Consider the following 25,928-nt stretch of genomic DNA (forward strand, 5'->3'; position numbering starts at 1 on the left):
AACGCGGACGGGCCCGGCGGAAGACTCCGCCGGGCCCGTCCCTTCACCAGGAAGATCGCCAGGAAGATCAGGCGATACGGTCCAGCACGATCGGGTTCGCCGTGAACGACGTGCCCTCGGGGGCGATCTCCACGCCGCCCTCCAGCGCCGCCAGGGCGTAGTCGTACTTCTCCGGGGTGTCCGTGTGGAGCGTCATCAGCGGCTGGCCCGCGGTGACCTTGTCGCCCGGCTTGGCGTGCATCTCGATGCCCGCGCCGAACTGCACCGGGTCCTCCTTGCGCGCGCGGCCGGCGCCCAGGCGCCAGGCGGAGACGCCGACGGCGTACGCGTCGAGCTTGGTGAGGACGCCGGAGGCCGAGGCCGTCACGACGTGCTGCTCCCGGGCCACCGGCAGCGCCGCGTCCGGGTCGCCGCCCTGGGCCTGGATCATGCGGCGCCAGTGGTCCATGGCGGAGCCGTCGCGCAGGGCCTTCTCCGGGTCCGCGTCGGGCAGGCCGGCCGCCGTGAGCATCTCGCGGGCCAGGGCCAGGGTCAGCTCGACGACGTCCGCCGGGCCGCCGCCCGCCAGGACCTCCACCGACTCGCGGACCTCCAGGGCGTTGCCCGCGGTGAGGCCCAGCGGGGTCGACATGTCGGTCAGCAGGGCGACGGTCTTGACGCCGTGGTCCGTGCCGAGGCCGACCATCGTGGAGGCCAGCTCACGGGCGTCCTCGATGTTCTTCATAAAGGCGCCGGAGCCGACCTTCACGTCCAGGACCAGGGAGCCCGTACCCTCGGCGATCTTCTTCGACATGATGGACGAGGCGATCAGCGGGATCGCCTCGACCGTGCCGGTGACGTCGCGGAGCGCGTAGAGCTTCTTGTCCGCCGGGGCGAGGCCGTCGCCCGCCGCGCAGATGACGGAGCCGACGTTGCGCAGGACGTCCATCATCTCGTCGTTCGAGAGGAGGGCGCGCCAGCCCGGGATGGACTCCAGCTTGTCGAGCGTGCCACCCGTGTGGCCGAGACCCCGGCCGGAGAGCTGCGGCACGGCCGCGCCGCAGGCGGCGACGAGCGGGGCCAGCGGGAGGGTGATCTTGTCGCCGACGCCGCCGGTGGAGTGCTTGTCCGAGGTCGGCATGGGCAGGGACGAGAAGTCCATGCGCTCGCCGGACTTGATCATGGCGGCGGTCCAGCGGGCGATCTCCGCGCGGTCCATGCCGTTGAGCAGGATCGCCATGGCGAGCGAGGACATCTGCTCGTCGGCGACCTCGCCGCGCGTGTACGCGTCGATGACCCAGTCGATCTGCTCGTCGGTCAGCCGAGCGCGGTCGCGCTTCGCGCGGATTACGGAAATGGCGTCCATCAGCACATTTTCCTTAAGTTCGTGCGTCCTCAGTCTTCCCGGGGCCGGAAAGTGACCCGGAGGGGGTGTTTTCCACAACCCCTCCGGCGCTTGAGGACATCTTTAACGATTGAGGTCGGCAGGCCCAAACGCATCCGGCAGGAGTTCCGCCAGCGGGCGGACTCCGCTCGCCGTGTCGACGGCGAGTTCCGGGCCGCCGTGCTCCCAGAGCAGCTGGCGGCAGCGGCCGCACGGCATCAGGACATTGCCGTTGCGGTCGCAACACGTGAATGCGGTGAGCCGGCCGCCGCCGGAGGAGAACAGCGCGGAAATCATTCCGCACTCGGCGCACAGGGCGACCCCGTACGCGGCGTTCTCGACATTGCAGCCGGTGACGACGCGGCCGTCGTCCACGAGGGCCGCCGCGCCGACGGGGAAATCGGAGTACGGGGCGTAGGCCCGGGACATCGCGTCCCGGGCCTGCGTCCGCAGGTCCTCCCAGTCGAAGGGAGAAGTCACTTTCCTTGACCCTTCCGGTAGGGCTTTCCGTTGGCCTTGGGCATCCTCAGGCGCTGCGCGGAGAAGCACAGGACCAGCAGCGTCACCACGTACGGGGTGGCGTTGACGAGCTCCAGCGGAACGGTGTCGGTCAGCACGTACCAGAGGACCAGCGCGGCGGCGAAGGCCCCCGCGACGATCGCCCCGGGCACCTTGCCGGTCTTCAGCTTCCAGGCGGCGAAGCCGACCAGCAGCACGGCGATGAGCAGCAGCAGCGCGTGGACGACGGGGCCGCCGGCGCGCAGCTGGAGGCTGTCCATGAAGCCGAACAGGCCGGCGCTCATCGCGACGCCGCCCGGCCGCCAGTTGCCGGAGATCATCGTGGCGAGACCGATGTAGCCGCGGCCACCGGTCTGGCCGTCGGAGTACATATGGGTGCCGATGGCGAGGAACGCGCCACCGAGGCCCGCCATGGCGCCGGAGACGACCACGGCCGCGTACTTGTACGTGTAGACGTTGACGCCGAGGGACTCGGCGGCCACCGGGCTCTCGCCGCAGGAGCGCAGGCGGAGGCCGAAGGAGGAGCGCCAGAGCACGAAGAACGTGCCCACGAACAGCAGGGCCGCGACGATCGTCAGCCAGGACACGTCGGTGACCAGGCCGCCGATGATGCCGGCGAGGTCGGAGACGAAGAACCAGTGGTGCTTCTCGATGTCACCGAGCCAGTCGGAGAGGCCGGGGATGGAGAAGGACGGCATGTCCGACATGACCGGCGACTGCTTGTCGTTGCCGCCCGCCTGCTGGGCCGCGCTGCCCTCCGCGCCGAACCACAGCTTGGCGAGGTACTGCGTCATGCCGAGGGCCAGGATGTTGATGGCCACACCGGAGATGATGTGGTCGACACCGAAGGTGACGGTGGCGAAGGCGTGCACCAGGCCGCCGATCGCGCCGCCGACGACGCCGGCCAGCGCCGCGGCCCAGGGGCCGTGCTGCCAGCCGATCCAGCCGGCGCAGAAGGTGCCGAGCATCATCATGCCCTCAAGGCCGATGTTGACGACGCCCGCGCGCTCGGCCCACAGGCCGCCGAGGCCGGCGAGGCCGATCGGCACGGCGGCGGCGAGCGCGCCGCCGAACTGACCGGAGGAGGTCAGGTCACCGGTGCTGGTGATCTCGCGCAGGGCGGCGAGCAGCAGCAGCCCACCCGCGATGATCATCAGGACCACGGGGTAGGACAGCTTGCGCCGTCCCGGCTTGTTCTTGCCGCTGAGCGCGTCGGAGACCGCGGCGGTGAAGGTCGTACTCACGCGGATACCTCCGCCTTGTCGCTCTTACGGGCCTGGGCGGCGAGCTCCTCGCCGACCTTCCGCTGCTGGGCCTTGAGGCCGTAGCGGCGGACGATCTCGTAGGCGATGACCACGCAGAGGACGATGACGCCCTGGATCACGCCGACCATCTCCTGGGCGTAGCCCTCGAACTCCAGCTGGGTGCCGGTGCGCTCCAGGAAGCTCCAGAAGAGGGCGCCGAGCGCCATGCCGATGGGGTGGTTACGGCCGAGCAGCGCGATGGCGATGCCGGTGAAGCCGATGCCGGTGGGGAAGTCGGTGCCGTAGTTGTACGAGACGCCGAGCAGGGTCGGCATGCCGACGAGGCCCGCCATGGCGCCGGAGAGCACCATCGAGGTGACCACCATGCGCTTGACGTTCACACCGCTGGCCTGGGCGGCCGACTCGGACTGACCCACGGTGCGCAGGTCGAAGCCGAAGCGGGAGCGGTTCAGGACGAACCAGTAGACGACGCCGGCGAGGGCGGCGATCACGACGAAGCCGTAGATCGGCTTGGGCGTGGTCGGGATCTCGAAGAAGTGCGCCGAGTCGGGCAGGTAGGGCGTGTGGATCAGGTTGCCCTCCTTCTCCGCGAGGCGCCCGTCCTGGAGGAAGTAGGCGATCACCGCGGCGCCGATGGAGTTCAGCATGATGGTGCTGATCACCTCGCTGACGCCCCGGGTGGTCTTCAGCAGACCGGCGATGCCCGCCCAGATCGCGCCCACGATCATCGCGACGATGATGATGACCGGGATCTGGATGATGCCCGGCAGCGTCAGCGCGCCACCGACGACCGCGGCGAAGAAGGCCGCGATGCGGTACTGGCCGTCGACGCCGATGTTGAAGAGGTTCATCCGGAAGCCGATGGCGACGGCCAGCGCGGACAGGTAGTACGGGGTCGCCTTGTTGATGATCCAGACCTGGGAGTCGGCCTTCGACCCGAAGTCGATCATGACCTGGTAGGCGTGGAACGGGTCCTTGCCGGTGGCCGCGATGATGATCGAGGTGATCGCGACGGCGGCCACGATCGCCAGCAGCGGCGCGGCGATGCCCAGGATCAGCTTGTTCTTGTCCAGCTTCTTCACTCGGAGTCGCCCCCTTCCCGCGGTGCTTCCTGCTCCTCGTCGGCCGGTTCCTCGACGTGCTCAAGGTGGCCGGTGGCGGCGCCGGTCATGGCCGAGCCCAACTCCTCGGGGGTGATGGTGGCGGGGTCGGCGTCGGCGACCAGGCGGCCGCGGAACATCACCCGCAGGTTGTCGGAGAGCCCGATCAGCTCGTCCAGGTCGGCGGAGATCAGCAGCACCGCCAGGCCCTCCCGGCGCGCCTCGCGGATCTGGTCCCAGATCTGCGCCTGCGCGCCGACGTCCACGCCCCGGGTGGGGTGCGCGGCGATCAGCAGCTTGGGCAGGTGGCTCATCTCACGGCCGACGATCAGCTTCTGCTGGTTGCCGCCGGACAGGGAGGCCGCGGTGACCTCGATGCCGGGCGTGCGGACGTCGTACTCCCGCACGATCCGCTCGGTGTCGGCGCGCGCCGCCTTGGGGTCGAGGAAGCCCTTCCTGCTGTTGGGCTTCTCCGTGACGTGGCCGAGGATGCGGTTCTCCCACAGCGGCGCCTCCAGGAGGAGGCCGTGGCGGTGGCGGTCCTCGGGGATGTAGCCGATGCCGTCCTCACGCCGCTTGCGGGTCGGCGCGTGGCTGATGTCGGCGCCGTCGAGGGTGACGGTGCCCGCGTCGGGGTCCCGCATGCCCATGATGGCCTCGACGAGCTCGGCCTGGCCGTTGCCCTCCACCCCGGCGATGCCGAGGACCTCGCCCTTGTGGATGGTCAGCGAGATGCCGTCGAGCACCGCGCGCACCACGCCGTCCGGGTCGGTGGCGGAGAGCTCAAGGCCCTCGACGGTCAGCATCGGCGTGTCGGTGACCGTCGACTCACGGGTCTCGGGCGAGGGCAGCTCGCTGCCGACCATCAGCTCGGCGAGCTGCTTGGGGGTGGTCTCGCTCGGCACCGCGGTGCCGACGGTGGTGCCGCGCCGGATGACGGTGATGTCGTCGGCGACGGAGAGCACCTCCCCGAGCTTGTGCGAGATGAAGATGACCGTCAGGCCCTCGGCCTTGAGCTCGCGGAGGTTGTCGAACAGCGCGTCGACCTCCTGCGGGACCAGGACGGCGGTGGGCTCGTCGAGGATCAGGGTGCGGGCGCCGCGGTAGAGGACCTTGAGGATCTCCACGCGCTGGCGGTCGGCGACACCGAGGTCCTCGACCAGGGCGTCGGGGCGGACCCCGAGGCCGTAGGCGTCGGAGATCTCCTTGATCTTCGCGCGGGCCTTGCCGCCGATGCCGTGGAGCTTCTCGGCGCCGAGGACGACGTTCTCCAGGACGGTCAGGTTGTCGGCGAGCATGAAGTGCTGGTGCACCATGCCGATGCCGCGCGCGATGGCGTCGCCGGGGGTGTGCAGGGTGACCTGCTCACCGTCGAGCGTGATGGTGCCCTCGTCCGGCTTCTGCATGCCGTAGAGGATCTTCATCAGGGTCGACTTGCCGGCGCCGTTCTCACCGCAGAGGGCGTGGACGGAGCCGCGGCGGACGGTCAGGTGGATGTCGTGGTTGGCCACGACGCCCGGGAACCGCTTGGTGATGCCCGCGAGTTCTACTGCGGGGGCGGTACTGCTGGACGCTTTGATGGCGCACTCTCCTCGGGGAAGGGAGCGGGAGGAAGACCGGGGCGAGCCGGGCGGGGACCGGCTGTGCCCGGACGGGGCTTGCCCGGATCGGGCGGGGGCGACGCTACACGCGTCAACGCTGTGCTACGCGCGTAGCGTTGGCTCGCAGTTACGGGCCCGGCGGCGGAGGAAGCTCCCCCGGTACCGGGCCCGTGGTCGTGCGAGGCCGGTCAGGGACCGGCCGGTGCCGGCCGAGGCCGGCCCGGGATCACGGGGCGATCTTGACCTTGACCTGACCGTCCACGATCTTCTTCTTGGCTTCCTCGATCTGGGCCTTGATGTCGTCGATGTGACCGCCCGAGGTGGCCAGCGAGACGCCGCCGTCCTTCAGCAGGTACTGACGCTGGCCGGTGAGCGGCTTACCGTCCTTGACGCTCTTGATGAGGTCGAAGACCGCGACGTCCACGTTCTTCACGACCGAGGTGAGGATGGAGTCCTTGTACTTCGCCAGGCCCGGCTGCTGGTACTGGTCGGAGTCGACGCCGATCGCCCAGGCGCCCTTCTTGGCGGCCACGGCCTCGATCGAGCCGTTGCCGGAGAGACCGGCCGCGGTGTAGATCACGTCGAAGTCCGAGTCGAGCATGCCCTTGGCCTTCTCCTTGGCGGCCGCCGGGTCGTTGAAGCCCTTGTCGCTGTTGGAGAGGTAGTCCGAGCGGACCTCGACCTTCGGGTCGGCGGCCTTTGCGCCCTGCTCGAAACCGGCCTGGAATTTCTGGATCAGGGCGTTGTTCACACCGCCGATGAAGGCGACCTTGTGGGTCTTGGACTTCAGCGCGGCGGCGACACCGGCGAGGTACGAACCCTCGTGCTCGCCGAACGTCATGCTGAGCACATTGTCGCCCTTGGCAACGGAATCGACCACGCCGAAGGTGACCTTCGGGTATTCCTTGGCGACCTTCTCGATCGACTTCGAGTAGTTGAAGCCGACGCCGATGACGGGGTTGTGGCCCGCGTCGGCGAGGGAGCTCAGGCGCTGCTCGCGCTCGGCCTCGGTCTCGCCGTTCTTGGCGGTGAGGAGCTTGGCCTTGACGCCGAGGTCGGCCTTGGCCTTGTCGACACCACGGGCGGCGGACTCGTTGAAGGAGTGGTCGTCACGGCCGCCGACGTCGAACGCCAGACCGACGCCCTTGGCGCCACCGGACTCGGTGGAGGACTCACCACAAGCGGTGAGGGTGAATGCGAGGGCCGCGGTGGCGACACCCGCGACAGTGATTGTGGATACCCGGCGCACGAAGGGGCCCCTTCACTCGAAGCGCCTCCGTCGGCGCTGGTTCGCGGGAATCGTAACGCGCGTAGATGGAGAGAAAAGGGGTAGTTCGAAGCCGTTATCGGATCGTCGCGAACCATCCTTGACCCGAATGCGTCCGGATTGGCCATGCCGTCTGTGTAGGTGTCAGCTACACAGACCGGGCGTCCAGCAGCGCGGCCGCCGTGAAGAGCTCCACACCGGCCCGGATGGCCCCCTCGTCCACGTCGAAATCGCCGGAGTGCAGGTCACGCCGGGTGTTGTCGCCCACCGGGCGCACCCCGAGCCGGGCCATCGCGCCGGGCACATGCTCCAGGTACCAGGAGAAGTCCTCCCCGCCGAGGCTCTGCTCGGTGTCCTCGACCGAGTCCGCGCCGCGCCGCGCCGTCATGGCGCTCCGGAGCAGCTCGGTGACCTCCGGGTCGTTGACCACCGGGGGGACGCCCCGGACGTAGTTGATCTCCGACTTCGCGCCGTGCAGCGTGGCGATCTCGTCGATCGCGGCGTGCACCAGGTCGGGCGCGTCCCGCCAGGCGTGCAGGTCCAGGCAGCGGACGGTGCCGGAGAGCTCGGCGTGCTGCGGGATGACGTTGGGGGCGTGGCCCGTCTCCATCCGGCCCCAGGTGACGGACATCCCCGAGCGGGCGTCGACCCGGCGGGCCAGCACCGCCGGCACGTCGGTGGCCACCCGGGCCGCCGCCGTCACCAGGTCGGTGGTGAAGTGCGGGCGCGCGGTGTGGCCGCCGGGGCCGTCCAGGGAGACCTCCAGCCGGTCGCAGGCGGAGGTGATCGGGCCGTGCTTCAGCCCGAGCCGGCCGACCTCGACCTTGGGGTCGCAGTGCACCGCGAGGATCCGGCCCACGCCGTCCAGCGCCCCGCACTCGATGGCGTCGAGCGCGCCGCCGGGCAGCACCTCCTCGGCGGGCTGGAAGATCAGCCGGACCGGGCGGGGCAGCAGGCCCTGCTCGGCCAGCCGGGCGAGGACCAGACCGGCGCCGAGGACGACGGTGGTGTGCACGTCGTGGCCGCAGGCGTGGGCCATTCTGGGGACGGTCGAGCGGTACGGAACCGTCTTGGTGTCCGGGATGGGCAGCGCGTCGAGGTCCGCGCGGAGGGCGAGGACGCCCCGGGCCGCGGTGCCGTGCTGCCCGGCGACCCGGCCGGCCGTCTCGCGCGCGGTGTCCCGGCCGATGTCGCAGAAGAGCCCGGTGCCGGTGGAGAGGGTGCGGGGGGTGAGCCCCGCCTTCTCCAGCCTCGCTTTGACCGCCGCGGTGGTGCGGAACTCACGGTTTCCCAGCTCGGGGTGCATGTGCAAGTCCCGGCGGAACGCGATGAGTTCGGCGCGCAGTACGGAGGGGAGCTCTCCGGGGAGCTCACCGTCGGCAGTGTCGGGTTCGGCGTCCAAAGGCATCAGATGGTTCACGCACTGAAGGGTAAAGCCCCCGACCCGGCAACTGCCCCCAGATCAAGAAAAGTTCAGCCGCATGGATGGGTCGCTTGAGGGGTATGACCAGTATTTACGGCCGAGGGGGCGCTCAGCGGCATGGCCGGAAGCCGCCGTACATCCGAGGCGGTATCCGTCACCTCGGAGAGGAAGCCCTCCGCCCGGGGCGAGGCCCGCTCCGTCAGCCACACCGGATCGATGTCGCAGACCGCGACCGTCACACCCGTACCGGCGAGCGCCAGCGGCAGCGTGTGCACCACCGTCGAGGGGAAGCTCAGGACCGTGCGCCCTATGGGCCCACGGCGGGCGATCAGCTCCAGGGGCAGCTCGGGGCGGACGACCTCCAGGCCCAGGCCGGACGCGATGCGGTGCAGTTTCTCGGTGCTCTCGCGGCGGTGGGCGAAGTAGCGGGTGGCGCCGTAGGCCCGGGCCAGCCCGGCCACCGCCGCCAGATAGCGCTCGGGATCCACCACGCCCGTCTCGACCAGCGAGGTGCCGACGAGGTCGGTGCCCCGGGTGAGCCTCGGCGGGCCGAAGGCCGCACGGGTCCAGGCGAAGTCATTGCGGACGACATCCACTCCGGGCGGGGCCTCGACCGGCATCGCGGTGAACACCGTCACGCTCCGGCGGGCGTTCGGCGTCAGGCGACGGCGCGTTGAAGCGGATACCGGCGCGAAAGCCAGATCGCGCGCCCCTCGGCTGCCACGCCGGTGCCACCGTACGAGGCGCTCCCCCCGGGCCAGTTGGGAGACGAACTCCATGGTGGCGGTGCCGTCGTCGACGACCACGAGCTCGCGGGCGCGGGTGAGCGGCAGCAGCAGCTGCACATAGCGGGAGAACGGGTCCCCGATCACGATGCGGCGGGCCCGGCGCAGCGGGCCCGCGAGCCCGGCGACGGTCCGCAGCGGCGCGCCCGGCCCGCCCCGGGCCTCCTCCCAGCGCAGCCGGTGGCCGTGGTCACGGGCGAGTTCGGCCATCCGGCGGAGCTGACCGCGCGTCATGGGGTCGTGCGGGGCGAGCACGACGATCACGAGGCCGGTGTCGGGGGGCGTCACCGGGGCGGGCGGATCTTCCCGGCCACCGGCCGCCGGTGCCCCCGGCTCCCCGGCCGGTCCGCCGGCCGTCCGGCCGTCAGTCCGGCTGTCAGTCCGGCCGTCCGGTTGCCGGGGCACGCCGGCGCGCAGGGGCTTCGGGGCGTGCGGCGGAGCGGGGGCGGACGAGCCCGAACGGCCGGTGGCGTACGCCCATTCGAGGACGTTGAGGAGCTGGACGGGGCTCTCGACGAACGCCAGGGAGTGGGCGGCGGTGGCGGGCGGGGGGCCTTCGGACGGGGGGCTGTCCGGGGGCGGCGCCTCGGAGGGGGGATCGCTTGGGGACGGGACCTCGGAGGAGGGACCGACCGGGGACGGGACCTCGGACGGGGAATCGCCCGGGGACGGGACCTCGGACGGGGGATCGCCCGGCCGCGGGGCGTCGAAGGGCGGCTCCTCCCGTGACGTGACGCCTCGCGGCGGCTCGTCCGGGGGAAGCCCGTCCCGCCGTGGCGCGTCAGGCTCCTCGGAGAAGAGCCCGTCCCGCCGCGGGACGTCGGGAGACGGCCCGGATCGCGGTGGCTCCTCCGGGGAGAGCCCGGATCGCGGTGGCTCCGGGGAGGGCCCGGCGCCGGGGGGCGGCTCGCTCTGTGAGGGACCTTCCGGTGGTGCCACGGGGGTGCCCGTCACACCGTTGCGGGTTCGCGGTGGCCGGCCTGGGCGACGACGCCCGGGACCCGGCGCAGCTTGCGCATCGGGCCGAGCTCGCTCTCGTAGACCTTCTTCACGCCGTCGCCCAGCGACTCCTCGACCACCCGGATGTCGCGGACCAGGCGCTGGAGCCCGCCGGGCTCGACGGAGGCGGCCTGGTCGGAGCCCCACATGGCGCGGTCGAGGGTGATGTGCCGCTCGACGAAGGTGGCGCCGAGGGCGACGGCGGCGAGGGTGGTCTGCAGGCCCGTCTCATGGCCGGAGTAGCCGATCGGGACGTTGGGGTACTCCGCCTGGAGGGTGTTGATCACCCGGAGATTGAGCTCGGCGGCCTTGGCGGGGTACGTGGAGGTGGCGTGACAGAGCAGGATGTTCTCGCTGCCGAGCACCTCGACGGCGTGCCGGATCTGCTGGGGCGTCGACATGCCGGTCGAGAGGATGACGGTACGGCCGGTGGCGCGCAGGGCGCGGAGCAGTTCGTCGTCGGTGAGCGAGGCGGAGGCGACCTTGTGGGCCGGGACGTCGAACTTCTCCAGGAAGGCGACGGCCTCGGTGTCCCAGGGCGAGGCGAACCAGGCGATGCCGCGCTCCTGGCAGTACGCGTCGATGCTCCGGTACTCGTCCTCGCCGAATTCCACCCGGTGGCGGTAGTCGATGTAGGTCATCCGGCCCCACGGCGTGTCGCGCTCGATGTCCCACTGGTCACGGGGGGTGCAGATCTCGGGGGTGCGCTTCTGGAACTTCACGGCGTCGCAGCCCGCGTCGGCGGCGGCGTCGATGAGGGCGAGCGCCTTGTCGAGGTCGCCGTTGTGGTTGATGCCGATCTCACCGGTGATGTAGACGGGGTGGCCGGGGCCGGCGGTCTTGTGACCGAGGGGGCGGGTGCGCAGGGCGGGGCTCATATGGGGTGTTCCTTAGGTCGCGGTGAGCGGTGTGGAGAGGTGGGGCCCTCGTGGTGGAGGCTCAGAGGGGGCTCAGAGGGAGGGGCCGAGCAGCCAGGAGGCGATCTCTCTGAGGGCGCCGTCGCCGCCCGGCGCGGTGGTCACGGAGCGGGCGGCTCCGCGTACGACGTCGTGGGCGCTCGCGACGGCGACGGGCCAGCCGACGAGGTCGAAGCAGGGCAGGTCGTTGACGTCGTTGCCGACGTAGAGGACGCGGTCGGGGGCGAGGCCGTGCTCCTCGCACCATCTCTTGAGCGCCAGGTCCTTGCGGTCGACGCCGTGCAGCACGGGGACCTGGAGCTTGCGGCCCCGGGCGGCGACGACGGGGTTGGTCTCGGTGGAGAGGATCAGCAGCACGAGACCGGCCCGGCGCAGGGCGGCGACGCCGAGCCCGTCGCCCCGGTGCACGGCGACGAACTCGCGGCCGTCGGCGTCGATGAGGACCCGGTCGTCGGTCTGGGTGCCGTCGAAGTCCATGACGACGGCGTCGACGTCGGCCCGGGTGGGGACGGCGCCCGTGGCCGGTCCGTCGAACAGGGGCGCGAGGGCGCGGGCCCGGGCGAGGTCGTGCGGGTCGTCGACCTCCAGGACGCGGGCGGCGTCGGTCCGTACGAGCTCGGTGCGGCCGAAGAAGCGGTGCCGGGCGGCGCGGAACCCGTCGGCGCGCATCGCGTAGGCGGCGCCGGTCTCCAGCAGGTCCTGGGGGCGGTCCTGGCGGCGGGGCCGGTGGGACTTGTCGTGGTTGACACCACGGCCGCCGCCCGGACGGCTCCGGGCGACGGTGGGGGCGTCGTGCGCGGGCGGGAGCGTGGCGGGCGCGCGACCGGCCGTACCTCCGTCATGACCGGCCTGCACACCCTCGCGACCGGCCGTACCTCCGGCACGGACCGTCCGGCGGGGCGACAGTTGCGCGGGCAGCGCGGCGCCCACGGTGCGTGGGCCGGTCGGCCCGCCCGGACCGGCGGCCGGGGAGCCCGGTCCGGACGGAGCGTGCACCGCCTCGCGGCCGACGGCCGCGACGGCGGATCCCTCGGCCGCGACGGCGGGGGCCTCGTCGCCGAGCGGCCCCGGGCCCCCCTCCGGCGCCCGCGCGCCCCGGTGCCCGCGCGGCTCCCCGGAGGCGGATAGGGGGGCGGATACGGAGGCGTCCTCGGTGCCGAAGTCCTCCTCCGCCCGCCAGACGAAGCCGTGGAAGGGGGCCACGGTCAGGGCCGTGTCGGCCCCTTGTTCGACGACCGCGGCGGCGACGCCGTCGATGTCCGCGCTGGTGAGGAAGGGGCTGGTGCACTGCACCAGGAGCACGGTGGTGACCCGGGCGCCGGACATCGCCTCGTAGGCGTCCATCGCGTGCAGCACCGCCGCCTCGCTGGTGGCCGTGTCGCCCGCGAGGGCGCCCGGCCGCTGGACGACGACGGCTCCGGCGCCGCGCGCGGTGGCCGCGATGCCGGGGTCGTCGGTGGAGACGACGACATCGCTGACCAGGCGTGCCGCGCGGCACTCGCGCACGGCGCGGGCGACGAGGGGCACACCGCCGACCGCGGCGAGGTTCTTGGCGGGGACGCCCTTCGACCCGCCGCGGGCGGGGATGACGGCCAGGACGGCCGTGGGGCGCTCTGCGGGGTCGGCTGGGGCGGCCGGGGCGGCCATGGGTGCTCCTTCGGTGCGTTCGGCGGTGCTGCTCACAGCTCTCCCAGGCGGCGGATGACGGGGGCGACGCGCTGGACGCCGTGGCGGTAGGCGCCGCGCGCGGCCTCGCGGACCGCCCGCCGCAGGGCGCTGGGCTCGCCGGTCCCCCGGCTCCGGCCGGGGAGGGGACGGCCCGTGGGGTCGAGGCCGTGACGGGCGAGGACGGCGGGGAGGTAGCCGGGTGCGGTGGCGGCCGTGTAGTAGGGGGCGAGCGGGGGAAGCGCGGGGCGCGCGACGAGTTCGGTGACGCGCCGGCGCGCGGCGGCGAAGGCGGTGCCGTGGGCGTACGGCCCGGCGGCGGCGACGCCCTGCCGGGCGCTCCAGAGCGGGTCGGGCTCCGGGAGCAGCCCGGCGTCGAGCTGGTCCCAGGAGGCGAGGCAGCCGGAGCCGAGGAAGTGGTGGTTGCCGAGGGCCTCGCGGATGCCGAGGTCGGTGAGGATGACGGTCGGGACGCCCCGGTGGAGGGACTCCAGGGCGGCGGTGGAGCTGACCGTCACCAGCAGGTCCGTACGGGCGAGGACCTCGCCCATGTGCCCGTAGACCAGGCGGCAGTTGGGGGGCAGCCCGCCCGGCAGCCGGCCGGCCAGCTTCTGGTACGGGAGTTCCTCGATGTGTGTGGTGTGCTCTCCGGGCTTGCTGCGGAGCTTGATGAGGACGTCCCGCCCGGGGTGCAGCCGGGCGTGCTGGGCCGCGCGGCGCAGGAGGTACGCGCGGTCCTCGCGGCGCTCGGGCACGGAGGGCTGGGCGGCGAACACGACGGTGAACGGCCGGGGTTCGGCGCTCGCGTCGCTTCCGTCACCGGACTTCTCCGTGTTCGCACGGGTCTCGTCCGGGTCGCCGAGAAAGGGCAGTGCCCATTCCGTGACGGAGTCGGCGGACGCGCCCGCGCCCTCGTACACGGCGCGGAACCGGTCGGCGTCGTCGGGCGAGTTGGCGAGGACGAGGTCGGCGCCGTGGCGCAGGAGGAGGCCGTCGGCGAGCTTCTCGTAGACGACGCCGACGTAGCCGGTGACGACGACGGGACGGACGGGCCCGGCCCCCCAGGCGTGAGCGAGGCCGTGCAGTACGGCCTGGACGGCGCCGCCGACGCAGGCCAGGACCACGATGTCGTACCGGGTCCGGTCGGCGGAGCCGACGAACTCGGCGGCCGTGACCTCGCGGAGGGTCTCCGCCCGCACACCGACCTCGGCCAGCTGGCGGCCGGTCGGGGTCGCGCGCCCCCTCAGCAGCAGGCCGTCGAGACCGGCGCCCGGGGCGAGGCGGTGCGCCGTGAGCGCGCCCCATTTCCACCTGGTGTCGGAATCGGCGAGCACGGCGATCCGCGGCGGCGAGGGCGACGAACGGTCAGTACGTGAGGGCACATCGCCGACGATAGGAATCCATTCCGATTCGTTGCCCAACGTGAGTACAACAACCGGTAAACAGCTCACCGACGATCGGCGAATCGGCCTGTCGCACCGCCCGGTTCATTGTTCCGCCGCGCTTCGTTCACCTCCCCTTCCGCTCTCCGTCAGGGGGAATGCCGGCGGGCCGCCTAAGGTCACCGGAGTGGTCAAGCTCTCCGTCATCGTGCCGTTCTTCAATGTGCAGACTTTCGCGCCCGACACGCTGAGAAGTCTGCGTGCGAACGCGCGAGAGGATTTCGAATTCATTCTCGTGGACGACTGTTCGACCGACGGCACTCCGGCGCTGCTGGAGCGCGCCGGGCGCGAACTGCCGGGCGCCGTGGTCCTGCGCCACGCGGCGAACGGCGGTCTCGCCACGGCCCGCAACACCGGGCTGGACACGGCGCGCGGCGAGTACGTCACCTTCCTCGACGGTGACGACTGGCTGGCACCCGGCCACTACGGACGACTGCTCGGCGTGATCGAGGAGTTGGCGGTCGACTTCGTCCGTACCGACCACGTGCAGTGCACCGGCCGCGCCCGGACCGTGCACCGGGCGCCGGAGGGGCGGCGCGGGGTGGTGCTCGACCCGCGGAGCGCGATCCTCCCCGCCGAGCGGTCCACGTCCGTCGACTACCCCTACGCGTGGGCCGGGATCTACCACCGGAGGCTGCTGGACGAGGGCCTGCTGCACTTCACGGACGGGCTGCGCACCGCCGAGGACCGGCCGTGGATCTGGCGGCTGCACCGCGAGGCGCGGACGTTCGCCGTGACCGGGTCGCTCGGAATCTTCTACCGGCGCGGGGTGGCCACTTCGCTCACCCAGATCGGCGACGTACGCCAACTCGATTTCATTCGCGCGTTCGATCAGGTGGTCGAGGAAACCGCGCGGGACAAGGATGCGGACGCCCTTCTTCCCAAGGCCGTGCGCACATATTGCGCGATCATTTCCCACCATCTCTCCGCCATCGAAAGATTCGAACCCGCGGTGGCTCGCACACTGCGTTCGATGAGTGCGTCCGCACTGCGGCGGATGCCACCGGAATCGCTCAAGGACGCGTTGAATTCCATGGATCACGACCGCGCGGCCCGGCTGCGCAGACTCCGCCGCAGGCCCTCCTTCGGATCCTCGGCCACCGGGCCCGTGGCCACCGGGCCCGCCATCGCCGGGCGCGAGAGCGGGGCCGCCTGATGTCCGGGGACGGCACCCGCACCCAGATCTTCCTGGCGTCGACGCTCTACGGCGCCGCGACGCTCGCCGCCGCGCTGGACACGGGGTGCTTCTCCCCCGCCGACCGCCGGCTGCTGCTCGTCGCCAACACCGCCGCGGTCCCGGAGACCACGCCCGCCCTCGACGAGGCGCCCGGCTTCGCGTCGCTGCGCACCCGCTTCGACGAGGTCCTCTCCTGGAACGAGACGATCAGCCCCTTCCACCCGAGCGGCTGGTCGCCCCGCCCGGACGACGCGCCGCTGTGGGAGCGGCATCTGCGGCTGCTCTGGGGGCTCGGCTCCGGGCCGGTCGAGCTGATCGTGGAATCCCTCCAGGTCAGCCCGGCGCACGCGGTCGCGCTGTGCTTCCCGGACGCGCCCCTGGAGGTCTACGCCGACGGGCTGATGAGCTACGGACCGACGCGGAACAAGCTCGATCCGCTGGTCGGCACACGGGTGCGGCGACTGCTCCACCTGGACCTGGTGCCGGGGCTGCGACCGTTGCTGCTCGGCGAGTTCGGGGTGCCGGCGGAGCTCGTACCGACCGAGGCGTTCACCAAGGTGCTGACCGAGCTCGCCGGCGCCACACCGCCGGTGGCCGCCCCCGAGGGCGCGGCGCTGCTGCTCGGGCAGTACTTGTCCGCGCTGGACATCCTCACGCCCGAGGAGGAGGAGCGGCTGCACGTACGGATGCTGCGAGGCGCGGTCGCGCGCGGCCATCGCACGCTGGTCTTCAAGCCGCACCCGGCGGCGCCGGCCCGCTGGTCGCGGGCGCTGGAGGAGGAGGCCGGCCGGCTCGGCGCGGACCTGACGGTGCTGGACACGCCCGTGCTGGCCGAGGTGGTCTACCAGCGGATCCGGCCGGCGCTGGTCGTCGGCTGCTTCTCGACGGCGTTGCTCACGGCCCGCGCCTTCTACGGGCTGCGGGTCGCCCGGACGGGGACCGACCTGCTGCTGGAGCGGCTCAGCCCGTACCAGAACAGCAACCGGGTGCCGGTGACGCTCGTGGACGCGCTGCTGCCGGGCCTGGAGGACGGTGGGACCGGTGGGTCTGGCGGGTTCGGTGAGTCCGGCAGGGTCGGCGGTTCGGGCGGGTCCGGTGGGGTGGGCAGGGCCGGCGGTTCGGGCGGGTCCGGTGGGGTGGGCAGGGCCGGCGGTTCGGGCGGGTCCGGCAGTGGGCCTGTGTCGGCAGAGGACGCGGAGACGGCCGGGGAGCCGGAGACGCGCGGTCCGGCCGGTGAGGAGCTCGCCGGGCTGCTGGCCGCCGTCGGATTCGCGATGCAGCCGCAGGTCCTGCCGTCCCTGCGACCGGCCGCCGAGCGCTATCTGGCGGCCCACCTCAATGACCGTACCCGCCGCTACTTCAAGCGCCGGCGCCTCACCGCCCTCGCCCTCCCCGGGGCGCTTCCCTCACCCCTCGCCTTCCTCCCCCGCAATCCGACCGTCCGGAAGGCGGCCCGCCGGGCCCGCGCCGTGCGGCGGCGGCTGGCCGGGAGAGCGGGCAAGCAGGGGCAGCCGGTGAAACCGACGACACCGGCGAAGACGAAGGTGACCACATGACCGCACCTCCCGTGTCCGGCCCCACCGCCCCGCCCGCCCCCCTTCCCCCGGCCGTACCGGCCGAGGCTCCCGTCGGGGCAGGCGGCGGGAAGGGTTCCGGCGGGCGGCTGCGCGCGCTGGACGGGCTGCGGCTGATCGCCGCCCTGATGGTGGCGCTGTACCACTACGGCGGCCGGGGCGGCGAGATCGGCCAGGCGTGGGGCGCCTCGCCGAGACGTGAATTCCCCACGCTCTCCGGGGCCTTCGCCTACGGCTGCCTCGGGGTGGAGATCTTCTTCGTCATCAGCGGCTTCGTGATCTGCATGAGCGGCTGGGGGCGTCCGCTGCGCTCCTTCGTCGCCTCGCGCGCGGCCCGCCTCTACCCCGCTTACTGGGCGGCCATCGCGCTCGTCACGCTGGCCTTCGCGCTGCCCTGGGTGACGTACCGGACGGTGTCCTTCAGCGACACCCTGGTGAACCTGACGATGCTTCAGCAGCCGGTCGGCGCCCAGCGGGTACTCGGCGTGTGCTGGACCCTCTGGGCGGAGCTGCGGTTCTACGCGCTCTTCGCGCTCTTCGTCGTCCTGCCGGGCGCGACCCGCCGCCGGGTGGTGCTCTTCTGCGCCGTGTGGACCCTGGCGACGGTGGTGACGACCGCCTCGCACGTGGAGTTCCTGCGGGTGGTGGTGATGCCGGAGTACTCCTCGTACTTCATCGGCGGCATCGGTCTCTATCTGGTCCACCGCTTCGGCCACGAGGCGCTGTCCTGGGGCATCGTGGTGGTGAGCTTCCTGGTGGGGCAGCACTACGCGGTGGCCGGCCTGTGGCACCCGCCGGGCGCGCAGTACTTCTCCTACCGCTCGCAGTACGTCATCGTCGCCGTGGTCGCCGCCGGTTACGCGGCCGTGGCGCTCATCGCCATGGGGAAGCTGCGCTGGGCGAACTGGCGCTGGCTGACGGTCGCGGGCGCGCTGACGTACCCCTTCTACCTGGTGCACGAGCACCTGGGCTGGGTGGTGATCGGCGGGCTGCACCGGAGCCTGGGGATCCCGTCGGCCGTGACGTTCCCGCTGACGATCGCGCTGATGCTGGGGCTGGCGTGGCTGCTGCACCGGCAGGTGGAGCGGCGGCTGACGCCGCGGCTGAGGCGGTCGCTGGAGGGGATGCGGAGCGGGTAGCGCTCGTACCGCCGCGACCCGCCGCGGGGCGGGTCACTTCTCGCCGGGCCCCGGGGCGGGGTGGTGCCCCGGGGCCGATTCCTGCTCCGGGGCTGCGGCGCGCTCCGGGGCCGCGGCATACTCCGGGGCCGGGGCGTGCCCTCCGCCCGGCAGCAGAGTGACCTCGATGCCGGCGATGACGGCGCGCAACCCGTCCTCATAGCCCGTGTCGAGGTCTTCGAAGAACTCCCAGCCGGCCTCGGTCGTGAGCGGGTGGCCCGCCAGCCTGCGGGCGCGGTCGTCCAGTCCGTAGGCCGGATCGCGCTCGCCCTCGGGCGCGGGGAAGACGGACTGCTCCTCTATGACGTACCCGACGGTGTACGTGTTCACGGTGAACCAGGCGCGGGCGGCGGCACGCGGGGTGAACCCGGCGTCGACGCAGAAGCGGAGCATCTCCTCCAGCGGGGTGGCGTAGCCGGTGTCGGTGAAGCGGGTGCCGCTGAAGACCTTCGCGCCGTCGCGGTAGCCCAGCAGGAAGCGGCGCACCTCGCGGGTGGCCGTCGCCATGTACTCCTGCCAGGTGGTGCCCTCGGCCGCGGGGACGGGGACGGACATGCGGCGGAACATCTCCGTCGCCACCTCGTCCAGCAGCTCCTGCTTGTTCTTGAAGTGCCAGTAGAGCGCGGGCGCCTGGACGTTCAGCTCCTTGGCGATCCGGCGCAGGGTCAGGCCCTCCAGGCCCACTTCGTTCAGCAGGCGCAGGGCGGTGTCCGCCACCAGGGCGCGGTCGATTCGAGTTGCCACCTTGACAGCTTAACGGTGTTCAGTTCACGCTGGGGGCAGAGCGAACTTAACAACGTTAAGGAGTGTGGCTCGTGGACACTTTCGTTTCTCCTGCCGTGGACGGCGCGGCGGGCGTCGAGGTCCTCATCGCCGGCGCCGGCCCCACCGGCCTCGTCCTCGCCATCGACCTCGCGCGGCGCGGCATCCGCCACCGCGTCGTCGAGCGCTCCGAGCGCGGCTTCCCCGGCTCGCGCGGCACGGGCATCCAGCCCCGCACCCTGGAGGTGCTGGACGATCTGGGGGCGGTGGCCGCGCTCCAGGAGGCGGGCGGGCCGTGCCCGCCGGTCCAGATCTGGGACGGCCCGGAGCGCGTCCGCGAGCGGGATCTCGTCCACCGCGCGGAGCCCGGCCCGGCCACGCCCTACCCCGAGCTGCTGATGCTGCCGCAGTGGCGCACGGTCGAGGTGCTGTACGGCCGGCTGGAAGAGCTGGGCGGCGAGGTGGACTTCGGCACCGAGATGACCGGGTTCGGCCAGGACGCGGACGGGGTCACGGCGACGCTGCGGCGCTCGGACGGCTCCGAGGAGACCGTGCGGGCGGAGTATCTGGTCGCGGCGGACGGCGGGCGCAGCACGGTGCGCAAGGCGCTCGGCGTCCCCTTCACCGGCGAGCCGGTCGACCCGCGCCCGGTGCTGATCGCCGACGTGATGCTGGAGGGCGTCGCCCGCGGGCACTGGCACATGTGGCCGAAGGCGGAGGGCGGGATGCTGGCCGTGCGGCCGCTGGAGGGGGCGGAGACGTTCCAGGTCATCGCCGGGTACGAGGACGTGACGTACGAGCCGGAGGTCGCGCGCGACGCCACGCCCGAGGCCCTGCTCGCCCTCCTGGAGCGGCGCACGGGGCTGCCGGGGCTCCGGGTGGGCGAGGTGACGTGGGCGTCGGTGTACCGCGCGCGGGCGGCGATGGCCGAGAGGTTCCGCACGGCCCGGGTGTTCCTCGCGGGGGACGCGGCGCACATCCACTCCCCGGCGGGCGGCCAGGGGCTGAACACCAGCGTCCAGGACGCGTACAACCTGGGCTGGAAGCTGGGCGCGGTGCTGCGGCACGGCGCGCCCGAAGCGCTGCTGGACAGCTATGACGCGGAGCGGGTGCGCGTCGCGGCCGATGTGCTGGGGCTGAGCACGAGCGTGCACGCCGCCGACCGGGCGCACGCGGAGGACGGCCTGTACCGCCGGGGCCCGGAGACCCTGCAGCTGGACCTGAACTACCGGGAGGGCCCGCTCACCCGGGAGCTGCGCCGGGGCGTCCCGGAGGGAGCCCTGCGGGCGGGCGACCGCGCGCCCGACGCCCCGTGCGTGGACGCCTCGGGCGCCCCGGTCCGGCTCTTCGACGCCTTCCGGGGCCCGCACTTCACCCTGCTGGACCTCACGGGCGAGTCGGCCCCGCCGACCGTTCCGGACCTGCCGTGGCTCCGCACGTACCGCGTGGGCGGCCCGCACGCGGACCTGCACGACACGGGCGGCCACGCGAAGTCGGCGTACGGCTCGGGGCTGTTCCTGATCCGGCCGGACGGGTATGTGGGGCTGGCGACGGATGAGGCGGGGGATGTGGCGGAGTATGCAGGGGCAGTGGCGGCAGGCTGAGACGCCGGCCGGGCTGATTTCAGCCCGGCCGGCGTTTGAGGCCACCGCGCGAAGCGCGGAAGGGGGCCCAGGGGCGGAGCCCCGGTTCGGGAAGGGGCGGGGCGGGGACAAAGCCCCACGCAGCGGCCCCGCCCACCCCCGGTCACGGCTAAAGCACCAGCGACAGCAACATCACAAACCCCAGCGACACCACAGAGATCACCGTCTCCATCAGAGACCACGTCTTGACCGTCTGCCCGACGCTCATCCCGAAGTACTCCTTCACCATCCAGAACCCCGCGTCGTTCACATGGCTGAAGAACAGCGACCCGGCCCCGACGGCCAGCACCAGCAGCGCCGAGTGCGTCGTACTCATATCGGCCGCGAGCGGCGCCACAAGACCGGCCGCCGAGATCGTGGCGACGGTCGCGGAGCCGGTCGCGAGCCGGATGCCGACGGCGATCAGCCAGGCCAGCAGCAGGGCCGAGACCGACCAGTCCTCGGAGATATCCATGATCATCCGGCCGACGCCCACGTCGATGAGGGTCTGCTTGAAGCCACCGCCCGCGCCGACGATCAGCAGGATGCCGGCGATCGGCACCAGCGACTTCTCCACGGTCGTGGCCAGCCGGTCGCGGCCGAACCCGGCGGCCCGGCCGAGGGTGACCAGGCCGACGAGGACGGCGGCGAGCAGCGCTATCAGCGGAGAGCCGACCACATCGGCCACCCGCTGGACGTGGTTCTTGGGGTCGTCCACGACGACGTCGACGAGCGCCTTGGCGAGCATGAGCACGACCGGCAGCAGCACGGTGCCCACGGTGACCGCGAAACTCGGGCGGCGCTCCAGCTCCTCGGAGGGCCGCTGGGGGATCAGCTTCTCGGGCGGGGCGATGTCGACCCAGCGCGCGGCGAGCCGGGAGAACAGCGGCCCGGCGATGACGGCGGTCGGCACGGCGACGAGGACGCCGAGCGCGAGGGTCACGCCGAGGTTGGCGTGGATGGCGTCGATCGCGGCCAGCGGGCCGGGGTGCGGGGGCACCAGACCGTGCATCACGGAGAGGCCGGCGAGGGCGGGGATGCCGATGCGCATCAGGGAGTGGTTGCCGCGCTTGGCGACCAGCAGCACCACCGGGATCAGCAGCACGATCCCGACCTCGAAGAAGAGCGGGAGCCCGATGATGCCCGCGATCAGCACCATCGCCCAGGGCATGGAGCGCGTACCGGCCTTGGCGAGGATGGTGTCCACGATCTGGTCGGCGCCGCCGGAGTCGGCGAGCAGCTTGCCGAGGATCGAGCCGAGCGCGATGAGGACGCCGACGCCCGCGACGGTCGAGCCGAGGCCGGTCGTGAAGCTGGCGATGCCCTTGTCCAGGGGTGCGCCCGCGACGGCGCCGAGCACCAGGGAGCCGATGGTCAGGGCCAGAAAGGCGTGCAGCTTGAGGCGGGTGATGAGGAGGACGATGACGGCGATGCCGACGAGGACCGCGATGCCCAGCTGGCCATGGCCCGCTGAGGTGATCGGTCCGGCGGGGGCCGCGGCCAGCATCTCGACGCTGAGAGTGCTCACGGGGGCTTCCTAAGGGGGTCGGGGGGAGGGTGCTAGAGCCGCCGGAGGGCGGTGGTGGCCCGTTCGGCGATGGCCTCGGGGCCGGGCGTGACGTCAACGGCGACGCCCGCCTCGTCCGCGTCGAGCGGTTCCAGGGTCGCGAACTGCGAGTCCAGGAGCCGTCCGGTCATGAAGTGCCCCTTGCGGGCGGCCATCCGCTCGGCGATCAGCTCGCGGTCGCCGGTGAGGTGCAGGAAGACGATGCCGGGGGCGGCGGCGCGGAGCCGGTCGCGGTAGGCGCGCTTGAGGGCGGAGCAGCTCACGACTCCGCCGAGCCCGGCGCGGCCGTGCGCCCAGGCCCCGATGGCGTCCAGCCAGGGGGCGCGGTCGGCGTCGTCGAGCGGGGTGCCCGAGGACATCTTGGCGATGTTGGCGGCCGGGTGGAAGTCGTCGCCCTCGGCGTAGGGAACGCCGAGGGCCGCCGCCACCAGGGGGCCGATGGTGGTCTTGCCCGTGCCGGACACTCCCATGACGGCCACGACGCGGGGGGCGGCCTCATGGGGGTGGGGGGTGTTCGGGGCGTGGGGGGCCTGCATCGCTACCTCGTTGTCCTCGTCGACCTCGACGCCATTGGCGATGCGGCTCACTCAAGCTCATTGATACGACGTATTCAAGACCCCGTGACCTAAAAGTCATACTTAATTGGGGGTGCCGGGGAAACGTAGGCTGACCCCATGGAAAACCAGGGGCAGGGGCTGCACGCGCGCGTGCTGGAGTCCCTCGGGCCCGCGATCACGGCAGGCGAGTACGGGCCGGGCACGGTCCTGCGGACGGACGAGCTGGAGGAGCGGTTCGCCGTCTCGCGCACCGTCATCCGCGAGGCGGTCCGCGTCCTGGAGTCCATGCGCCTGGTCTCCTCCCGGCGCCGGGTCGGCGTGACGGTGCTGCCCACGGAGGAGTGGAACGTCTACGACCCGCAGGTGATCCGCTGGCGGCTGGCCGGGGCCGACCGGCCGCGCCAGCTGCGCTCGCTGACCGTGCTGCGCTCGGCCGTGGAACCCGTGGCGGCGGGGCTCGCCGCCCGGCTGGCCACCCCGGAGCAGTGCGCGGAGCTCACGGAACACGCCCTCGGCATGGTCGCCACCTCGCGCGGCCAGCAGCTGGCCGGCTATCTGGTGCACGACGTCGCGTTCCACCGCGTGATCCTGCGCGCCTCCGGCAACGAGATGTTCGCCCGCCTGGGGGAAGTCGTCGCCGAGGTCCTGACCGGCCGGACCGAACACCAGGTGATGTTCACCGACCCGGACCCGGCGGCCGTCACCCTGCACGTACGGGTCGCCGAGGCCGTACGCGAGCGGGACGCGGCCCGGGCGGAGGCCCTGACGCGGGAGATCACGGCCGGGGCGATGGCGGAGCTGGACATCCTGGCGCCGTAGCCGCGCCGGAAGCCGGGTGCCGCTCCGGCCGATGTCGCGGAATCGTCAGCGGGCCGTACCGGGTGCGGTACGGCCGCGACACGGCACATCAGATAAGCGACAAAATCATCGTGTTGTCGAACGCTCATCCGTAGCCTGGCGGTATGCGCCACGAGGATCGCCATGAGGACGAGGACGACCGGCCGCCGCTCTTCACGCGCCGCCGGTACGGGAGCCGTTGGGTCTACAACGACCGCAACCCGGGCGGGCTGGCGCTCATCGTGATCGCGCCGGTGGTGGCGGTGGGGGTGCTGCTGCTTCTGTCGTACGGGTCGCCGAGGTAGAAGGTGCCCCCGGACGGGCTGATTTTCAGCCCGTCCGGCGTTTGAGGACACCGCGCGGAACGGGGGCCCGGGGATCTCCCCGGTTTCGGGAAGGGGCGGGGCTGGGGAAAGGCCGCCCGCAGGGCACCTAGCCCCCGGACGGCAACCGCGACCCCACCCCGCCCCACCCACCCCCACGGCCCCAAACCCCGCCGGCCACCGCTCGTACCACCGCAGATCCCCCTCCAACTGCCCCGCCAGCGAGATGAGCAGCGGCTCCCCACCCCCCGGCCCCAACAGCTGCACCCCCAGCGGAAGCCCGCCGTCCGTGAAGCCCGCCGGCACGCTCACCCCCGGCCACCCCAGGACGTTCCACGGCCAGGAGTACGGACACGCCGCGATCATCGCGCTGTCCGTGCGCCGGGTGGAGAGGCCCGCCATCTCGCCCGTACGCAGCGGTGGTACGGCCGTGCTGGGCGTCAGCACCACGTCGAAGCGGTCGAAGATCTCGCCGATCCGGTGCCGTGACCGGGGCTCCGCCGCGCGCGCCGCGCGCAGCGCGCCCCCGCCCAGGAGCAGCCCGAGGCGCGCGTTCGCCCTGGTGCGGGTGTCGAGGACCGCCCGGTCCGGGACCTGGCGGGCCCATTCCCGGATGCCGGCCATCGAGCGGGGTACGAAGCCCAGCCCGATCAGGCCGTAGCGCGGGTCCTCCTCGATCACCTCGTGCCCCAGCGCTTCCAGCCGTTCCGCGATCCGCAGGGTCGCGGAACGGGCGGCCGGGTCCAGCCGGTGGCGCGCACCGGCGAACGCGGGCCGCAGCGACAGCGCGATCCGCAGCCGTCCGGGGTCCCGGCCGACCGCCGCGAGGACATCGACGGCTTCCGGCCGGTGCAGGTCACCGGCGTGCGAGCCGCTCACCACGTGCAGCAGCAGGGCCGCGTCGGCGACCGTACGGGCCAGTGGGCCGTGGCAGGTGATGCCCTGGAACGCCTCGGGTTCCGGCCATGTCGAGACCCGGCCGCGCTGCGGCTTGATGCCCACGAGATGCGTCCAGGCCGCCGGGATGCGGAGCGAGCCGGCGCCGTCCGAGCCCAGCGCGGCGGGCACCACCCCCGCGGCGACGGCCGCGGCGGCGCCGCCCGAGGAGCCGCCGGGGGTGTGCGCGGGGTTCCACGGGTTGCGCGTCACCCCGAAGGCGGGGCCCTCCGTGAAGGGGAACTGGCCGAACTCCGGGGTGTTGGTCTTGCCGACGATCACCGCGCCCGCGGCCCGTAGCCGCCGTACGGCCTCGCTGTCGGCCGTCTTCGGCGGGAAGTCCCCGGCGCTGCCGAAGGCCGTGGGCCAGCCGGCCATGTCCATGTCGTCCTTGACGGCCACCGGCACGCCCAGCAGCGGCAGCCGCTCCCCGGCCGCCAGCCGCAGGTCGGCGGCCTCGGCCTCCTCGGCGGCCGCCTCGGCCCGCACCCACCGGAAGGCGTTGAGCAGGGGCTGGGTCGCCTCGATCCGCCCGAGCGCCCGCCCGACCAGCTCCCGCGAGGACACCTCGCCGGCCGCCAGCGCTCTCGCCTGATCTCCCAGCCCTCCGGCTATGAACCCCGTCACCTGATCCCCCTCCCCCATGGACAATCCACGGTAGGGGAACGGGAGTTGTCCGCACAGGCTGACGAGTGCGGGCGTGACGTGAGCCACTCCCCCTTTACCGGGCGGGGCGGGGCGCGCACGGTGGAACGAGGAGTGCGGAGTAACGGGCGACGCGGGACGCCACACGGTTCACGCGGCGCACGGAGACCACACCGAGGGAAAAGCCCCCGCCGATCACTTGATCACCGAACCGAGGACACCCACCATGACCGACACCACGGCCGCCGTCCGCGCCCGCACGGGCGGCCCCTCCGATCCGTCCGAGAAGGACCGGCTCGTCGAGCAGGTGGCGGGCTGGACCCTGGTCGTGGTGATCGCGATGCTGATCACGCAGCTCGGGCTGGTCTGAGCGGAGGGGGCGCCGCGCGCGGGCCGGATCCCCG

General features: G+C 72.5%; 20 protein-coding genes and 2 pseudogenes. 6 read left to right on the forward strand and 16 right to left on the reverse strand.

The genetic code is table 11. The annotated features are described in order from the left end of the window. Positions 1-67: 67 nt before the first annotated feature. The 12 genes and pseudogenes from AF335_RS28290 to AF335_RS28345 all read right to left on the reverse strand — a co-directional run bounded on the left by AF335_RS28290 (position 68) and on the right by AF335_RS28345 (position 14,286). Positions 68-1,345 (reverse strand): thymidine phosphorylase, encoded by a 1,278-nt coding sequence (locus tag AF335_RS28290; RefSeq protein ID WP_102921286.1) that lies wholly within the window; start codon positions 1,343-1,345, stop codon positions 68-70. Between the two features lie 102 nt (positions 1,346-1,447). Further along, positions 1,448-1,843, reverse strand: a complete 396-nt coding sequence (locus AF335_RS28295) for a cytidine deaminase (RefSeq protein WP_102921287.1) — start codon at positions 1,841-1,843, stop codon at positions 1,448-1,450. Continuing rightward, the gene (locus tag AF335_RS28300; protein ID WP_244927191.1) at positions 1,840-3,126 is read right to left on the reverse strand and encodes an ABC transporter permease; all 1,287 of its coding nucleotides are present in this window, start codon (positions 3,124-3,126) and stop codon (positions 1,840-1,842) included. The genes AF335_RS28295 and AF335_RS28300 overlap by 4 nt, the downstream gene beginning before the upstream one ends. Next, complete coding sequence (locus AF335_RS28305; protein WP_102921288.1) at positions 3,123-4,229, reverse strand: ABC transporter permease; 1,107 nt, start codon at positions 4,227-4,229, stop codon at positions 3,123-3,125. The genes AF335_RS28300 and AF335_RS28305 overlap by 4 nt, the downstream gene beginning before the upstream one ends. After that, the gene (locus AF335_RS28310; protein WP_102921289.1) at positions 4,226-5,827 is read right to left on the reverse strand and encodes an ABC transporter ATP-binding protein; all 1,602 of its coding nucleotides are present in this window, start codon (positions 5,825-5,827) and stop codon (positions 4,226-4,228) included. Before AF335_RS28310 ends, AF335_RS28305 begins: the two co-directional genes overlap by 4 nt. A 247-nt stretch (positions 5,828-6,074) precedes the next feature. Then, positions 6,075-7,097: a BMP family lipoprotein gene (locus AF335_RS28315; RefSeq protein WP_102921290.1), complete on the reverse strand. Its 1,023-nt coding sequence runs from the start codon at positions 7,095-7,097 to the stop codon at positions 6,075-6,077. A gap of 166 nt (positions 7,098-7,263) precedes the next feature. Further along, positions 7,264-8,523, reverse strand: a complete 1,260-nt coding sequence (locus AF335_RS28320) for an amidohydrolase (RefSeq protein WP_102921291.1) — start codon at positions 8,521-8,523, stop codon at positions 7,264-7,266. Positions 8,524-8,588: 65 nt separating this feature from the next. After that, positions 8,589-9,848, reverse strand: coding sequence for a hypothetical protein (locus AF335_RS28325; RefSeq protein ID WP_102921467.1), 1,260 nt, complete (start codon positions 9,846-9,848; stop codon positions 8,589-8,591). A gap of 425 nt (positions 9,849-10,273) precedes the next feature. Continuing rightward, the gene (locus AF335_RS28330; RefSeq protein ID WP_102921292.1) at positions 10,274-11,200 is read right to left on the reverse strand and encodes an N-acetylneuraminate synthase family protein; all 927 of its coding nucleotides are present in this window, start codon (positions 11,198-11,200) and stop codon (positions 10,274-10,276) included. A gap of 72 nt (positions 11,201-11,272) precedes the next feature. Continuing rightward, positions 11,273-12,496 carry an HAD hydrolase family protein gene (locus tag AF335_RS36020; RefSeq protein ID WP_411158105.1) on the reverse strand — a complete coding sequence of 408 codons (1,224 nt, stop codon included), beginning with the start codon at positions 12,494-12,496 and terminating at the stop codon, positions 11,273-11,275. Between the two features lie 3 nt (positions 12,497-12,499). Next, positions 12,500-12,886: pseudogene (locus AF335_RS36750) on the reverse strand (acylneuraminate cytidylyltransferase family protein); the annotation flags it as partial. Positions 12,887-12,918: 32 nt separating this feature from the next. Then, on the reverse strand, positions 12,919-14,286 hold the full coding sequence (locus tag AF335_RS28345; RefSeq protein WP_102921293.1) for a DUF6716 putative glycosyltransferase: 1,368 nt from the start codon (positions 14,284-14,286) through the stop codon (positions 12,919-12,921). A 187-nt stretch (positions 14,287-14,473) separates the two neighbouring features. Between AF335_RS28345 and AF335_RS28350 the strand changes: the two genes are divergently transcribed. The 3 genes from AF335_RS28350 to AF335_RS28370 are packed head-to-tail and all read left to right on the forward strand — an operon-like array spanning position 14,474 to position 18,236. Then, positions 14,474-15,502, forward strand: a complete 1,029-nt coding sequence (locus AF335_RS28350) for a glycosyltransferase family 2 protein (protein ID WP_102921294.1) — start codon at positions 14,474-14,476, stop codon at positions 15,500-15,502. Then, complete coding sequence (locus tag AF335_RS28355; RefSeq protein ID WP_228772897.1) at positions 15,502-17,079, forward strand: alpha-2,8-polysialyltransferase family protein; 1,578 nt, start codon at positions 15,502-15,504, stop codon at positions 17,077-17,079. Before AF335_RS28350 ends, AF335_RS28355 begins: the two co-directional genes overlap by 1 nt. Beyond that, a complete protein-coding gene (locus AF335_RS28370; RefSeq protein ID WP_102921295.1) occupies positions 17,076-18,236 on the forward strand; it encodes an acyltransferase family protein in 1,161 nt (386 codons plus the stop codon). The genes AF335_RS28355 and AF335_RS28370 overlap by 4 nt, the downstream gene beginning before the upstream one ends. A 33-nt stretch (positions 18,237-18,269) precedes the next feature. Here AF335_RS28370 and AF335_RS28375 read toward each other — a convergent pair whose 3' ends face one another. Continuing rightward, positions 18,270-19,019 carry a TetR/AcrR family transcriptional regulator C-terminal domain-containing protein gene (locus tag AF335_RS28375; RefSeq protein ID WP_102921296.1) on the reverse strand — a complete coding sequence of 250 codons (750 nt, stop codon included), beginning with the start codon at positions 19,017-19,019 and terminating at the stop codon, positions 18,270-18,272. A gap of 71 nt (positions 19,020-19,090) precedes the next feature. Between AF335_RS28375 and AF335_RS28380 the strand changes: the two genes are divergently transcribed. After that, complete coding sequence (locus AF335_RS28380) at positions 19,091-20,641, forward strand: FAD-dependent monooxygenase (RefSeq protein ID WP_244927192.1); 1,551 nt, start codon at positions 19,091-19,093, stop codon at positions 20,639-20,641. A gap of 148 nt (positions 20,642-20,789) precedes the next feature. Here AF335_RS28380 and AF335_RS28385 read toward each other — a convergent pair whose 3' ends face one another. After that, entirely contained in the window at positions 20,790-22,187 is a 1,398-nt protein-coding gene (locus tag AF335_RS28385; RefSeq protein WP_102921298.1) for a GntP family permease, read from the reverse strand. A gap of 32 nt (positions 22,188-22,219) precedes the next feature. After that, positions 22,220-22,762 (reverse strand): gluconokinase, encoded by a 543-nt coding sequence (locus AF335_RS28390; protein WP_102921468.1) that lies wholly within the window; start codon positions 22,760-22,762, stop codon positions 22,220-22,222. Between the two features lie 138 nt (positions 22,763-22,900). On the opposite strand from AF335_RS28390, the gene AF335_RS28395 reads away from it, so the two are divergent. Continuing rightward, a complete protein-coding gene (locus AF335_RS28395) occupies positions 22,901-23,602 on the forward strand; it encodes a FadR/GntR family transcriptional regulator (RefSeq protein WP_102921299.1) in 702 nt (233 codons plus the stop codon). A gap of 512 nt (positions 23,603-24,114) precedes the next feature. Here the strand turns inward: AF335_RS28395 and AF335_RS28405 are convergent. Continuing rightward, a pseudogene (locus AF335_RS28405) lies at positions 24,115-25,524 on the reverse strand (amidase); the annotation flags it as partial. A gap of 226 nt (positions 25,525-25,750) precedes the next feature. On the opposite strand from AF335_RS28405, the gene AF335_RS33855 reads away from it, so the two are divergent. Next, the gene (locus AF335_RS33855; protein WP_107503498.1) at positions 25,751-25,894 is read left to right on the forward strand and encodes an SCO1431 family membrane protein; all 144 of its coding nucleotides are present in this window, start codon (positions 25,751-25,753) and stop codon (positions 25,892-25,894) included. Positions 25,895-25,928: the final 34 nt, after the last annotated feature.

The organism is Streptomyces eurocidicus, from assembly GCF_002891295.1.
In the GTDB taxonomy this organism is placed as follows: domain Bacteria; phylum Actinomycetota; class Actinomycetes; order Streptomycetales; family Streptomycetaceae; genus Streptomyces; species Streptomyces eurocidicus.

Excerpts from the sequence above, each read along its gene's own strand:
- AF335_RS28290 (WP_102921286.1), bottom strand. The coding sequence starts at position 1,345 with ATGGACGCCATTTCCGTAATCCGCGCGAAGCGCGACCGCGCTCGGCTG.
- AF335_RS28320 (WP_102921291.1), bottom strand. The coding sequence starts at position 8,523 with ATGCCTTTGGACGCCGAACCCGACACTGCCGACGGTGAGCTCCCCGGA.
- AF335_RS28330 (WP_102921292.1), bottom strand. The coding sequence starts at position 11,200 with ATGAGCCCCGCCCTGCGCACCCGCCCCCTCGGTCACAAGACCGCCGGC.
- AF335_RS28355 (WP_228772897.1), top strand. The coding sequence starts at position 15,502 with ATGTCCGGGGACGGCACCCGCACCCAGATCTTCCTGGCGTCGACGCTC.
- AF335_RS28370 (WP_102921295.1), top strand. The coding sequence starts at position 17,076 with ATGACCGCACCTCCCGTGTCCGGCCCCACCGCCCCGCCCGCCCCCCTT.
- AF335_RS28390 (WP_102921468.1), bottom strand. The coding sequence starts at position 22,762 with ATGCAGGCCCCCCACGCCCCGAACACCCCCCACCCCCATGAGGCCGCC.
- AF335_RS28395 (WP_102921299.1), top strand. The coding sequence starts at position 22,901 with ATGGAAAACCAGGGGCAGGGGCTGCACGCGCGCGTGCTGGAGTCCCTC.
- AF335_RS33855 (WP_107503498.1), top strand. The coding sequence starts at position 25,751 with ATGACCGACACCACGGCCGCCGTCCGCGCCCGCACGGGCGGCCCCTCC.